Genomic DNA, 13,520 nt, shown 5'->3' on the forward strand with positions numbered 1-13,520 from the left:
GCGGAACCGTCCGGCCAGTGTGCCACGATTGCGTCCGATGACTCGAACTGCGCCCCGCGCGTCGCCCCCCGCGCTCCGTGCGCCGCTGTGGCAGCGCCTCCTGATCGAACTCGCGCCGGTCGTCGTCGTCGTCTCGGCCGCGCTGGTCGTGCTGGCACGCATGGCGGCGTCGGAGTGGAGCGCCGTCCTGCTGTACAGCGGCGACTCCCTCGTCCTTCCGCTGCTGCACTCGTCGATCGTCGCGGGAGAGCCCTTCGACTGGGTGTTCTCGTCGCAGCTCTTCTTCTTCCCGGAGCTGGTCATCTACTCGGCGATCGCTCTGGTGGTGAACGATCCGCGCGCCGCGATCGTGGTCAACGGCATCGTGAACCTGCTCCTCTTCTACGCCTTCGCGCGGATCATCGCGCGCCTCGCGCTGCAGCGGAGCCGTCATCGGTTCATCGAGATCTCCGTCGCCCTCGGCGCGATCGGCCTCTACGCGGTGATCTGCCTGCTCGAGCCGCAGCCCAACATCAACGGCTCCTCGATCGCGACGCTCTACCTCTTCAACACGTATTACCAGGGCGTCATCATCATCGGCCTGGCCGTGCTCGCGCTGACGCTCTGGCTGACCCGCTCCTTCCGGCGCGCGCGCTGGGGGAGCGCCCGGACGGTGACGGCAGCAGTGGTCACGGGGGCCGTCACGGCCGCGGTCACCCTCTGCGACCCGCTCTACCTCCTCCAGGTCACGGCACCGCTGGGGCTCGCGCTCGTCGTGATGTGGTTCGCCCGGCATCTGACCACCCGCGGTTTCGTGCTCCTCGCGGCGGTCAACGGCGGTTCCGCGCTCCTCGGCCTCTGGGGGCGCCGCTTCGTCGAGCAGTACCTCGCCATCGCCCTCGACAAGTACATGGACATCGAGAAGATCCCGTCGAGCATCACGCTGGTCGGGAACACGATCGCCGAACTGGCCTCGACCTCGGTCGGCATGTTCAAGCTCCTGCTGTGGGGAGCCGTCGTCGTCGTCACGGTCGGCTTCTTCCTCTACGCGCTGTTCGCGCAGACGAGGCCGTCCCTGCGCCGCACCGTCTCGGGAGCCGAGCTGTTCCTCACTGCGTTCTCGACGCTCTCGCTCGTCACGATGGTGCTCGGCTTCTTCGTCACCGGCTCGCAGACGACGCGCTACCTGCTGCCGATCTTCGTGTTCCCCCTGCTCGGGATGATCCCGGTGGTGATCCACGTGCTCCGCCTCTCGATGCTGGTCGTGCCCTACGCCGAGTACCGGCGGAGCCTCGCGCGATTCATGGTCGGCGCGTCCTCGGCGGTGGCCGTCCTCGTCGTCGTGGCCGGGGCCGTCTCCCTCCCGCCGGTGATCCGCATGGTGACGGGAGCGACGTACTCGGGAGCGACGTGCTTCGAGGACACCATCGGTGATCGTGAGGAGTCCGGTGTCGGATCCTTCTGGATCACCAGGCAGTGGGAGGTCTACGCGGACGAGCGCGGCGACGTGCTCCAGGTGCGGGGTGACCTCTCGGTCGACGACTGGATGATCAACGTCGCGACCTACGTCGACAAGGACTACTCGTTCGTCATCGTCGATCCGTGGGGCCATGTGACGGAGCAGTCGGTCCAGGTCCTCGGCACGCCCGCCGAGGTCACGACGTGCGGCGACTTCGAGATCTACGACTACGAGGGGACTCCGGGAGAGCGGATCCTCACGGACGCGATCGACCGCAGCGCCGAGAAGACGCTCGAGCTGCACGGCTTCCCGGGCTGAGCCCGGACCAGTCCTGTCGGGTCAGAACAGTCCCCAGGGCTGGTCGAACACGTCGAACCCGTCCGAGAAGAAGTAGACGGTGTACCTCCCGAGTTCGACCCGCTCCCGGGGAGGGAGCACGGTCGATGTGTCGAGCTCGACGTCGTTGAACCGGCCGGTGTCGACGACGATCACGGGTGCGTCCTCGGAGGCGGCGAGATCCTCGTAGGGCGGATAGCGCCGGTTGACGAGAGGAGCGACGGTGATCTCCTCGTCCGTGGAAGCCGTCAACGTCGCGCTCAACCAGTAGTTGCCGTAGACGTGGTCCTCACCGCGCGCTCCGAGCAGCTCCGCGACCGGTCGCAGAGCGGGGTCGAAGCGCGCTGAGGTGTCGATCGTGAACCGATCGGAGCGATCCCAGACCCCGATCGACGTGAACGCGACGGCGCCGATCACCGCCGCGACGGCGAGTGGTCGCCATCGCGAGACGAGCCAGCCGAGTGAGGCGGCGAGGCCCGGAGCGAGGAAGGCGGAGTAGCGCACGGAGTCCGGAGCCAGGTCAAGACCCGCGCCGTACACGAGCACCGTCACGACGAGGACGGAACCGACCGAGACGAGCACCAAGCCCGCCTTGCGGACGATGAGGCCGGCGATCAGCGGAACGACCAGCAGGACTGCCGCCGCCCAGCCCACGCCCGCGCTGAAGGTGCGATCGGCGGCGTCGCCGAACGCGGCCGGGAGCATGGAGTCGAAGAGGGAGACGACGCTCTGGAAGGTGGGCTTCCAGGTGCCTCCTCCGAGGGATTCCGTCGCCCCCTCGGAGCGGAGCGCCTCCACGATCCAGGGCGCGCCCGCCACGAGCGCGGCGCACACGCCGATCACCGGACGGAGCGGGTGCCGGATGTCGCGCAGCACCAACCAGAGCGCGGCCGGTGCGGCGAGTGCCAGGCTCATCGGAGAGGACCAGAGCGCGAGTCCGCCGAGCAGGCCCGCTCCGATCCAGGACAGGTACGGCCGGGTCAGCGGAGCCGTGGCGATCGCGATGAGGCCCAGCGCCGTCACCAGGCTCGGACCGTAGAAGCCCGGATCCCTCGTGCTGACCGTCAGGATGACCACCCCGGGGAACCAGAACAGCAGTCCGGCGGTCGTCCCGGCCAGTGCTCCACCTGCGCGGGCGACGATGTGCCTCAGCAGGATCGCGGCGCCGAGGAACCACAGGACCGAGACCACCGCGAGCACCTCGACATGGGATCCGAGTACCACCATCGCTGCTCCGGCCGTGATCGGGAGGAGCGTGCCTCCGTAGGACTGGCCCCAGAAGAAGGCGGGGATCTCGCCCTCGGCGACGTGCCTCGCCATCAGGAACACCGTGGCGTGGTCGGTGTCGAAGACGTGCCCGGGACTGAGCAGGAAGAGGATGCGCAGGACCAGGCCGGCCACCGCGAGCGTCCAGAACACGAGGGTGTCCGCTCGGGGACGACGACGGCCGGTGGCGGTGGATGAGCTGAGCTCGCGCGTGGTCACAGTCCTCCGTCGTGGCCGACGCTCCTGGTCGCGCGGCCGGGACGACGATAGCCCAGCCGCTCGAGTCCCGCTCGGATGCCGCGTGCTAGCATTTCGGGCTGTCCTTCCGAGCCCGCGGAACGGACGACGAGCGATGATGGAGCCCGCAGTGGTCGAGCAGAGACGACGGTTCCTCCTCGCGGGCGGGGCGGGCTTCCTCGGATCCCATCTCGCAGCCGAGATCCTGCGCCGGGGTCATGAGGTGGTCGTCCTCGACAACCTGATCACCGGGACGATCCGGAACATCGCGACGCTCCGAGGCGAACCGTGCTTCACCTTCGTCGAGGACGACGCGGTGAACGCGACGGCGATCCCCGGGTCCTTCGACGCGGTGCTGCACTTCGCGTCGCCGGCGTCGCCTCCGCGCTACCTCGCGCACCCGATCGAGACGCTGCACGCGGGCTCCTCGGTGACGGAGGCGCTGCTCGAGGTGGCCAAGCGCGACGGCGCGCGCTTCGTCCTCTCCTCCACCTCCGAGGTCTACGGCGATCCGCACGTGCACCCGCAGCACGAGGAGTACTGGGGCAACGTCAATCCGCACGGCCCGCGCAGCGTCTACGACGAGGCGAAGCGGTACGCGGAGGCGATCACCTTCGCCTACCGTCGCCACTTCGGCGTCGACACCGGCGTGGTCCGGATCTTCAACACCTACGGGCCGCACATGGACATCGACGACGGTCGCGCGGTGCCGGCGTTCGTGAAGGCCGCGCTGGCCGGGTCCTCGATCCCGATGCACGGCGACGGCACGCAGACCCGCTCCCTCCTCTACGTCGACGACCTCGTCGCCGGCGTCCTGCTGATGGCCGACTCGACCGACCCCGGGCCGATCAACATCGGATCGGTCGACGAGCTCGAACTGGGCGAGATCGCCCTGCGCATCGTCGCCCTCGTCGGCAGCGACTCCCGCATCTCCTACGGACCCCGTCCGATCGACGACCCCGAGCGACGCAAGCCCGACATCAGCAAGGCCCGCGAGATCCTCGGCTGGCAGCCGAGCATCCCGGTCGAGGACGGACTCGCGCGGACCATCGAGTGGTTCGCGTCGACCGACGTCCTCGCCGCGAAGTAGAGAGAGCACCGAACCGTGAAGCTGTCCATCCTGATGCCCGTCTACAACGAGCAGGCGACCCTCCAGAAGGCAGTCGACCGCGTCCTCGCGATCCGGTTCCAGGAGGGGGTCGAGATCGAGTTCGTGATCGTGAACGACGGCAGCGTCGATCGCACGAAGGACATCCTCGACGCGCTCGAGGACCCGCGGATCCGCGTGTTCCACCAGCGCGTGAACCAGGGCAAGGGCGCGGCGATCAGCCGAGCGGTCCAGGAGGCGACCGGCGACTACGTCATCATCTGCGACGCCGACGAGGAGTACCGCCCGAGCGAGATCCCCACGCTGCTGCAGCCGGTGCTCGACGGCGAGGCGCAGCTGGTCTACGGCAGCCGCACCTTCGGCTCGCACACGTCGTTCTCGTACTGGTACGTGATCGGGAACAAGGGCGTGAACCTCGTCACGAACATCCTCTTCAACGCTTACGTCTCGGACGTCGAGACCTGCTTCAAGCTCATGCCGCTGGAGCTTTACCGCTCGCTCGGCATCAAGGAGAAGGGCTTCGGCATGGAGGCGGAGGTGACCGCGAAGCTGCTGGCCCGGGGACACCGCCCCTACGAGGTGCCGATCAGCTACAGGGCGCGGACGCGCGAGGAGGGCAAGAAGATCACCGTGAAGGACGGCTTCGAGGCGCTCTGGATCCTCGCCCGGATCCGCCTGCGTGAGGGCTCGCGGACCCGCCCGCCCCAGAGCTCCGCCGCCTGACGTGGGCGGAGCCGAGGAACGCGGCGCTGCGCGCCCGGGGCGCCTGCGGGCGGCCTACCGGAGCCTGATCGCCTACGCGCTGAAGTTCGGCGTGGTGGGATTCCTCGGGTTGATCGTCGATGTGGCGGTCTTCAACCTGCTGCGCCTCAGCGGCGACCACCTGCTCTCGGGTCCGCTCGGAGCGAAGGTCGTCGCGGTGGCGGCGGCGACCGTCGTCACCTGGATCGGGAACCGGTACTGGACCTTCCGGGAGCAGCGGCGGGCGAACTACGTCCGCGAACTCGCGGAGTTCAGCACCGTCGCCGTGGCGGGGATGGCGGTCAACCTCCTGCCGTTGTACGTGTCCCACTACGTTCTCGGGTTCGACAACCTCGTCGCGGACAACATCTCGGCGAACGTGATCGGCCTCGCGCTCGCGACCGGATTCCGCTTCGTCCTCTACCGGTACTGGGTCTTCGGCCACCACCGCTCCGGCGAAGTCGTCGAGTCGCGCGAAGCCGAGGTCGCGGCGGCCGCGCTCTTCGAGGACGACGCGTCGGCCGTGAACGACACGGCTCCGATCCGCCGACCGACCTGAGCCCGTCGGCGCGCTCCCCGAGCCCGTGCTCGGCTCCGAGTACACTGTCGGGGTGACAGACGTGAGCGGTGACCCGCGCCTTCGAGCGGGCGACGAGAAGCCAGAAGCAGGATCTGCGGGGGACGTCGCCGAGACGGCTGCGGCGCCGCGCAGCCCCCGGGTCGAGACCCTCGAGGAGCTTCGCGCCGAGCGGGACGCCCTCCTCAACGACCCCCTCGACGCGTGGCTGAAGCACATGCACGTCGGCGGCGTCGTGGCGTCGGCGCCGTTCGAGCAGACGCTCTCGTGGCGAGTCACCAAGCCTCTGCGCGCCGCGCGCCTCTTCCAGATCCGCGCGTCGCAGCTCGGACTCCGCGGTGCGGTCGGCCACTCGGTCCGGTACGCGCAGCGCCGCTTCGGGCGTCGCGGATGAGCGCCGAGGACCTCGACGCGCCTCTGCGCCGCGCACTCCTCCTCGAGCGCCTCGAGCAGCTCGCGCCCTTCCTCCTGGAGACCGTCGAGATCGAGGCATTCGCGGGCCGGGGTCCCGGTCCGCTGCTGGACGCGATCGCCCGCCGCACCAAGGAGCGAGCCTCCGACGACCTGACCTGGCTGGCGCTCACCTCCTTCCTCGCGGTCTTCCCGGTCGAGCACTTCTTCCTCTGGTTCCGCCGTTCGCTCGAGCTCTGCGAGCCGCACGAGGCCCTCCGGGTCTTCCTGTCGGCCGGCGCCCGGGCCTCCACCGGCTACGCCGACCTCGGCTCGCGCCTCGAGATCGTCACCGACGCGGTGATCGCCGACGTCGACTTCTGCGCCCGTCACGCTCACCAGACCGGGATCCAGCGGGTCGTGCGCAACACGATGCGCCGGTGGCACGGCCACCACGACGTCACCCCGATCGCCTGGGTCAACGGCTCCATGGCCATGCGACGACTCAGCGACATCGAGCTCTCGCGGGTCATCGACTACGAGAACATCCGCTCCGAGCCGTGGCGCGACGGCGACCCCGAGGTCGTCCGCTTCGTCGTGCCGTTCCGGTCGACTGTCCTGATCCCCGAGGTCCCCGGTCTGAACCTGTGCGCGCCGTACGCCTCGCTCGCCGCCTACTCGGGCAACCGGGTGGGGCTCATCGGCTACGACGCGATCCCGGTGGTCAGCGCCGACACGGTGCCCGGCATCGAGACGGCGCGCTTCGTCAACTACCTGTCGGTGGTGAAGCACGCGAGCAGCGTCGCCGGCATCAGCGAGTCCGCCTCGGACGAGTTCCGCGGCTTCGTCGACGCCCTCCCGGCGCAGGGGCTCACCGGACCGCAGGTCGACACCGTCGCCCTGCCCGTCGATCGTCCCAACCTGGTCGACGCGTCGCTGGCGCCCTCGACCGTCGGCCCGCTCGTGCTCGCCGTCGGCAGCACGGAGCCGCGCAAGAACCACCTCGCCGTCCTGCACGCGGCCGAGCGCCTCTGGCGGGAGGGCCTGGTGTTCACGCTCCGCTTCATCGGCAACGGGAACGACTGGTCGACCCGGGTCTTCGACGTGCGGATCCGCGAGGCCCAGCAGGCCGGCCGCAGCGTCGAGCTCTGGCGCGGTGCCAGCGACGAGAAGCTCGTGTCCTCCTACGAGAACGCCCGGTTCCTCGTCTTCCCGTCGACCCACGAGGGGTACGGCCTCCCGGTCGCGGAGGCGCTGGCGCTCGGCGTCCCCGCCCTCACCTCGAGCATCGGCTCGCTGGCCGAGATCGCCGCCGACGGAGGCTGCGTGACGGTCGACCCCGGTGACGACGACGCGATCCACGCGGCCATGCGCGAGCTGCTGCAGTCGGACGAGAAGATCGCGCAGCTGCGTGCGGAGGCCCTCGCGCGGCCGCGGCGCACCTGGGACGACTACGCCGAGGAGCTGTGGGGCGTCCTGGTGGGCGCCGACGAGGAGAAGGCGGTCGACCGTGCGTAAGTCCGTGGCGGTCGACCGCCTGAGCGTGCTCCTCGAGACCCTCGCGCCCGAGCTGGCTCCCGAGGCCGAGCTGGACGGCCTGATCCGTCAGCTCGCCGGCGTCCTCGAGGCGCCGTCCACCGAGGAGATCTGGCTGACCCTCGCCGTCGTCACCGGCGCCCTGCCGGTCCGGGACGAGGTCATCGACGCCGTGCGGCTGGTGCGGCTCGACGGTGCGCGGGCTCTGCTGCGCTCGGTGCTGCGCGAGCGGGCCAACGGCTTCATCCTCAACCGACTGCAGATGCCGCGCGTGCGCGTCGTGACCGCGGCGGTCGTCGTCGACGTCCACCACACCGCCCGGACCGGTCTCGCGACCGGCATCCAGCGCGTGGTCCGCAAGTCGATCGCCGAGTGGTCGAAGGAGCACCAGATGGTGCTCGTCGGCTGGGACGGCGCCGACCGCACCCTCCGCGAGCTCGACCCGCCGCTGCGGCGCAACGCCCTCTACGGCACCGTGCCCGACGCGAAGGCCGATCCCTCCAGCGACATCCTGGTGCCCTGGCGCTCGCGCTACGTGCTGCCGGAGTTGGCGACCGAGGACGAGCGCACGTCCCGCATCGCAGCACTCGCCGAGTTCAGCGGCAACCGCACGTCGACGATCGGCTTCGACTGCGTCCCGCTGACGACCGCCGAGACGGCGCACATCGGCATGAGCGCCGCGTTCTCGCGGACGCTCGTCGCGGTGAGCCACATGGACCGCGTCGCGACGATCTCGGAGGCGGCCGCGGTCGAGTACCGCGGCTGGCGCGAGATGCTGGCCGGAGTCGGTCGGAAGGGCCCCGACATCCAGCGGATCCTCCTGCCGTCCGAAGCGGGAAGCGTCGACGACGCCTCCCTCGCCCGGGCCTCGGCGGAGCTGGTCACCGGGGACCTCCCGCTGGTGGTCTGCGTCGGCAGCCACGAGCCGCGGAAGAACCACCTCGCGGTGCTGCACGCGGCCGAGCTGCTGTGGCGGGAGGGCCACGAGTTCAGCCTGGTCTTCATCGGCGGCAACGCGTGGAACAGCGAGGGCTTCGACGCCCAGCTGGAGCGGCTCCGGATCGAGGGGCGCGAGGTCGCGTCGTTCTCGGCGATCACCGACGAGCTCCTGTGGAGCGCTTACCGGCTCGCCCGCTTCACGGTCTTCCCGTCGCTCAACGAGGGCTTCGGCCTGCCCGTCGCCGAGTCGCTGGCGGTCGGCACCCCGGTGCTCACCGCGCGGTACGGCAGCATGGCCGAGATCGCCTCGCAGGGCGGCGCGGTCACGGTCGACTCGCGAGACGATCACGACATCGCACGGGGCATGCGCGAGCTCCTGACCGACGATGCGCTGCTCGAACGCCTGCGCGGGGAGGCGTCGCGTCGCGACAACTCCTCGTGGGCGGAGTACGCCGCCGAGCTCTGGGACTTCGTCGCCACGGACGCCCGCTGAGCGCGCCGGCGGGCGGTCGACCGACCGCCCGCTAGCGCGATCGGTCGAGCTGCTCCGCGGCCGACACCAGGGCCTCCGCGGCATCGGTCCATGGACGGATCGCGCCGGGATCCACCCGCCGCGGGAGACGCATCGCGTCCTGCAGAGCGCGGACCAGTGCGTCCCGGTCTCCGGGGCGGACGAACACGGCGGCGTCCTCGTGGCCCGCGAGCGCGTCGCGGATGCCGGGGATGTCCGACGCGATCACCGGAGTGCCCGACGCGACGGCCTCCAGCGCGGGCAGTCCGAAGCCCTCGTGGTGCGAGACGAGCGCCAGGGCGTCCGCCCCGGAGATCAGTGCGGGGAGCATCTCGTCCGAGACCGGCTGCGCGACGATGCGGACGTCGGCACCGGCCCTGGTCGCGCTCTCGACCGCCTCGACGATCTCGTCGTCGTCCCATCCGGTCGCACCGACGAGCAGCAGCGAGTGGCCCTCGGGACGCTCCGCCGTGGCGTAGGAGCGGATCAGGTGCGGCAGGTTCTTGCGCGGTTCGCGGGCGCCGACGAAGAGCACGTAGCGCTCGACGCCGAGCGCTCCTGCGACCGCAGCCGACTCCTCCCGCGAGCGCGGCCGGAAGACGGCGGAGTCGACGGTCGTGGGGAGGACCCGGATGCGCTCGGCGCCGACCCCGAGGAGCTGTTCGATCTCGCGGGCGGCCGAGGGGGTCCCGGTCGCCACGAGGCTCGTGCGACGGAGCCAGCCGGCGACGTGGGCGGTGAGGAACCGCCTCCGCTCCACGGGCACCAGTGCCGGCTCCGCGGCGAAGCAGACGTCGTGGAGGAACGTGATCGAGGGGCTCAGCGTCCGCCAGTTGCGGAAGTTGGGGAAGAAGTACACCCCGCGTCCGATCAGGAGGTCGATCGGGACGGGCGTCCGGGTCAGCAGCCCGACCAGGCGGCGGGGGAGCGGGACTCCGACGACGCGGACGCCGGCGGGGGCCGCGCGTCGCACCGCCGCCCGCTCGGACAGCGGAGCGAACAGAGTCAGCTCGATCCGGTCCGCGAAGCGCTCGTCGGTGAGAGCGCGGACCGTCTCGAGGAGGACGTGCCCGACGCCCGTCATCGCCGTCGCGGCGAGCGGAGTGGCATCGACGCGGAGGCGGACGGGACGGTTCACGCCCGCGTGACTCCGCCGACCGTCGCGGTGGCGGCGACGCTCACGAGGCCGACCCGCTTGTCGCTGCGCTCGACCGTGAACCGCGCGCCGACCGGCACGCGGGTGAACTCGCCGTTGCCGAGGGTGGAGGCGGAGGCGTGCACGGCGTAGGTGCCGCCGCCGAAGCGGATGTCGGGCAGATCGAAGACGATCGTGGTCTGCTCGGTCAGCGGAGGGTGCTCGAAGCCCAGGCGCATCGTGTTCGTGCCGAAGACGATCTGCCCCATGGGGGTGTCCACGCCCATCCCGACGAACCAGTTCTCGAGGGGGGTGCTGCTCAGGGGGCGCAGCGTCACCGAGACGCGGAGGTGGTCGCCGGGGCGCAGGGTGCGGTTGCCCTCCTCGAGCGTGCCGCCGTCGAGCTCGATGCTCACGATCTCGGCCGGCTGGATCTGCTCGGGCTCCTCGCCCGTCTCCTCCGCCTCGACGATGGCCTCGGCGGTCTCGCGCTCCACGCGCTCCTGGCGCGAGGACTCGAAGCCGTTGCGCAGCACCTCGAGACCGCGGGCGGTCTCGCCGTCGTAGATCACGTTCCCGTGCTCGAGGACGACGGTCCGGTCGCACAGCTCGCCGACCTGCTCGAGGGAGTGCGTGACGAGGACGATGGTCTTGCCGGCGCGCTGGAAGGCGCGGATGCGGTCCATGCACTTGCGCTGGAACGGCTCGTCGCCGACGGCCAGGACCTCGTCGACCAGGAGGAGATCGGGATCGGTGTGGATCGCGATCGCGAAGGCGAGCCGCACGTACATGCCCGACGAGTAGAACTTCACCTGGGTGTCGATGAAGTCGGCGATCTCGGAGAAGTCGACGATGGAGTCGAACTTGTCCTCGAGCTCCTTGCGCGACAGTCCCAGGATCGCTCCGTTGAGGAACACGTTCTCGCGACCCGTGAGATCGGGGTGGAAGCCCGCTCCGAGCTCGAGCAGGGCGGCGAGGCGGCCGCGGCGCTCGACGGTGCCGGTGGTCGGCTGGATGATGCCGCCGATGAGCTTCAGCAGCGTGCTCTTGCCGGAGCCGTTGGCGCCGATGAGGCCGACCGTCGAACCCAGCGGGATCTCGAGGTCGATGTCCTTCAGCGCCCAGAAGTCGTCGCGGTGCTGGCGCCCGCGGCCGAAGTTGACGATCCGCTCCTTGATGCTCTTGTCCTTGCGGATGACGAAGCGCTTGGACGCGTTCTGCACGCGGATGATGGTGGGCATCGTCGCGGAGTCGGGGACGGACACCTCTGATTCGAGCGTCATGGGATCAGATCTCCTGAGCGAAGTTGCCCTCGAGGCGGCGGAAGATGCGGTGGGCGATCCACACCAGCACGACCCCGACGAGGAAGATGAGCAGGAGGCGGAGCTCCATGTGACCGGGCCACGGCTGCGGCCCGACGAGGATCGGCGCGTCCTCCGTGCCGAGGTTCACCGTCTGCGATCCGGCCGACCAGATGGCGCGCTGGAACGCCAGCACGGCGTTGGTCATCGGGTTGAGCAGGTAGAGCTGGGCGACCCAGCCGGGCACGGACTCGACCACGAAGGCCCAGGCGTAGACGATCGGCGAGAGCCAGAAGAAGATCTGGATGCCGACCTCGACGAGGAACTGCACGTCGCGGAGGTAGACGTTCAGCGCCGACAGCGCGAGGGCCAGCGCGAGTCCGTAGACCAGCACGACCGCGATCGCCGCCGGGATGTAGAGGAGGTTCCAGTTGACGTCGATCCCGCCGAGGAGGATCGCCCCGACGATGAGCACGAGGAACTGGACGGCGAAGTTGAACAGGGCGGAGCCGATTGTGGCGACCGGGAAGATCTCGCGCGGCAGGTAGACCTTCTTGATCAGCCCGCCGTTGCTCAGGATAGAGACCGTGCCGCTGCTGACGATCTCGGCGAAGAGACCCCAGATCGTGAGTCCGGAGAACACGAAGATGGCGAACTCCGGCACGTTGCGCGCCGCCGAGAGGAACTGGCCGATCGCGATGTAGTAGATCGCCAGCATGACGAGCGGGCGGATCAGCGTCCAGAGGAAGCCGAGACTCGAGTCCTTGTACCGCTGCTTGAGCTCGCGATTGACGAGCAGCCGGAGGAGCTCGCGGTGGCGGAGGATGTCGATCAACGCCGAGACGAAGCCGCCGGCCTTCCCGCCGCCGGGCTGCGTGCCGCTGCGGTGGAAGGGCTCCTGGGCGATCGCGTCGACGCGGTCCGCCGCTCGCGTGATCGTCGACTTCTTGCTGCTCATCGGTCTCCCAGCCATAGCACTGCCGTCACGGCAGCTGGATCATTGTACGTTCCGTCCGCTCCACGACCCGGGAGACGGCGGGCCGGCGGCTCAGCTGGCGCGTCGGGCGAGGTCGAGATCGTGCTCGACCATCCGCGCGACGATCTCCTCGAAGGCCACCGTCGGCTGCCAGCCGAGGACGGAGCGGGCGCGCGAGGCGTCGCCGCGCATCTCCGGGGCGTCGACGGGCCGGGCGAAGCGCGGATCGAGGACGACGAGGTGCTCCCAGTCGTCGATGCCGGCCGCGGCGAACGCGGCGGCGACGAACTCGCGGACGGAGTGCGAGACTCCGGTCGCGATGACGTAGTCGCCCGCCTCGTCGGCGCGGGACGCGCGCACGAGTGCGTCGACGTAGTCCGGGGCCCAGCCCCAGTCACGACGGACGTCGAGGTTGCCGAGCGACAGCTCGCTCGCGGCCCCGACGGCGATCGCTGCGACACCGGCGGTGATCTTCCGCGTCACGAAGGCGTCGGGGCGGCGGGGCGACTCGTGGTTGTAGAGGATCCCGGAGGAGGCGTGCAGTCCGCGTCCGCGGTACACGCCGACCAGGAGGTGGGCGAACGCCTTCGCGGCGCCGTACGGTGACACCGGGCGGATCGGGGTCGACTCCGTCTGCGGGTTCTCGGTCGCGGCTCCGAAGATCTCGGACGACGACGCCTGCACGAAGCGCACGGGGCGCCCGCTCGACTCCTGGAGCGACAGGGACGCCTCGAGCAGCGCGGCGACGGCGGTGCCGGTGACCTCGGCGGTGAGCACGGGCTCCTGCCAGGACAGCGCGACGGAGGAGAGCCCGGCGAGGTGGAAGACCGTGTCCGGCGCCGCCTCCGCGACGATGCGGCCGAGGCCCGCGGCGTCGCGGAGGTCCCCCTCGAAGGGCCGGACGGCCGAGGGGAAGGCGGAATCGTCGCCGCGCACCAGCGCGGAGACGTCCCAGCCGTCCTCGAGCAGGCGCTCGACGAGGTAGCCCCCGTCCTGGCCGCTCGCCCCGGTGACGAGAGCGGAGGGCAC

General features: G+C 70.3%; 12 protein-coding genes. 7 read left to right on the forward strand and 5 right to left on the reverse strand.

Going from position 1 to position 13,520, the window contains the following annotated elements; all coding sequences use genetic code 11:
- The first annotated feature begins 37 nt into the window (after positions 1–37).
- On the forward strand, positions 38–1,756 hold the full coding sequence (locus C1I63_RS11090; RefSeq protein ID WP_107574819.1) for a hypothetical protein: 1,719 nt from the start codon (positions 38–40) through the stop codon (positions 1,754–1,756).
- Between the two features lie 21 nt (positions 1,757–1,777).
- Here the strand turns inward: C1I63_RS11090 and C1I63_RS11095 are convergent, their stop codons facing one another.
- Complete coding sequence (locus C1I63_RS11095) at positions 1,778–3,259, reverse strand: hypothetical protein (RefSeq protein ID WP_107574820.1); 1,482 nt, start codon at positions 3,257–3,259, stop codon at positions 1,778–1,780.
- A gap of 133 nt (positions 3,260–3,392) precedes the next feature.
- On the opposite strand from C1I63_RS11095, the gene C1I63_RS11100 reads away from it, so the two are divergent.
- From C1I63_RS11100 to C1I63_RS11125, 6 genes are read left to right on the forward strand one after another with little or no spacing between them, the layout of a single operon-like run.
- Entirely contained in the window at positions 3,393–4,367 is a 975-nt protein-coding gene (locus C1I63_RS11100) for an NAD-dependent epimerase/dehydratase family protein (RefSeq protein WP_244907037.1), read from the forward strand.
- A 15-nt stretch (positions 4,368–4,382) separates the two neighbouring features.
- Positions 4,383–5,108: a glycosyltransferase family 2 protein gene (locus tag C1I63_RS11105; protein WP_107574822.1), complete on the forward strand. Its 726-nt coding sequence runs from the start codon at positions 4,383–4,385 to the stop codon at positions 5,106–5,108.
- Position 5,109: 1 nt separating this feature from the next.
- Positions 5,110–5,685: a GtrA family protein gene (locus C1I63_RS11110; protein ID WP_107574823.1), complete on the forward strand. Its 576-nt coding sequence runs from the start codon at positions 5,110–5,112 to the stop codon at positions 5,683–5,685.
- Between the two features lie 52 nt (positions 5,686–5,737).
- Positions 5,738–6,097 carry a hypothetical protein gene (locus C1I63_RS11115; RefSeq protein ID WP_139344413.1) on the forward strand — a complete coding sequence of 120 codons (360 nt, stop codon included), beginning with the start codon at positions 5,738–5,740 and terminating at the stop codon, positions 6,095–6,097.
- Positions 6,094–7,611 carry a glycosyltransferase family 4 protein gene (locus tag C1I63_RS11120; protein ID WP_107574824.1) on the forward strand — a complete coding sequence of 506 codons (1,518 nt, stop codon included), beginning with the start codon at positions 6,094–6,096 and terminating at the stop codon, positions 7,609–7,611. The genes C1I63_RS11115 and C1I63_RS11120 overlap by 4 nt, the downstream gene beginning before the upstream one ends.
- On the forward strand, positions 7,604–9,061 hold the full coding sequence (locus tag C1I63_RS11125; protein ID WP_146168449.1) for a glycosyltransferase: 1,458 nt from the start codon (positions 7,604–7,606) through the stop codon (positions 9,059–9,061). Before C1I63_RS11120 ends, C1I63_RS11125 begins: the two co-directional genes overlap by 8 nt.
- 31 nt (positions 9,062–9,092) lie before the next feature.
- Here the strand turns inward: C1I63_RS11125 and C1I63_RS11130 are convergent, their stop codons facing one another.
- The 4 genes from C1I63_RS11130 to C1I63_RS11145 form a co-directional block, all read right to left on the reverse strand.
- On the reverse strand, positions 9,093–10,217 hold the full coding sequence (locus tag C1I63_RS11130; protein WP_107574826.1) for a glycosyltransferase family 4 protein: 1,125 nt from the start codon (positions 10,215–10,217) through the stop codon (positions 9,093–9,095).
- Entirely contained in the window at positions 10,214–11,497 is a 1,284-nt protein-coding gene (locus C1I63_RS11135; protein ID WP_244907038.1) for an ABC transporter ATP-binding protein, read from the reverse strand. Before C1I63_RS11135 ends, C1I63_RS11130 begins: the two co-directional genes overlap by 4 nt.
- 4 nt (positions 11,498–11,501) lie before the next feature.
- Entirely contained in the window at positions 11,502–12,473 is a 972-nt protein-coding gene (locus tag C1I63_RS11140; protein WP_107574827.1) for an ABC transporter permease, read from the reverse strand.
- Between the two features lie 90 nt (positions 12,474–12,563).
- On the reverse strand, positions 12,564–13,520 hold the full coding sequence (locus C1I63_RS11145) for a GDP-mannose 4,6-dehydratase (RefSeq protein ID WP_107574828.1): 957 nt from the start codon (positions 13,518–13,520) through the stop codon (positions 12,564–12,566).

Origin of the sequence: Rathayibacter caricis DSM 15933 (assembly GCF_003044275.1) — a bacterium.
GTDB classification, from domain to species: Bacteria; Actinomycetota; Actinomycetes; order Actinomycetales; family Microbacteriaceae; genus Rathayibacter; species Rathayibacter caricis.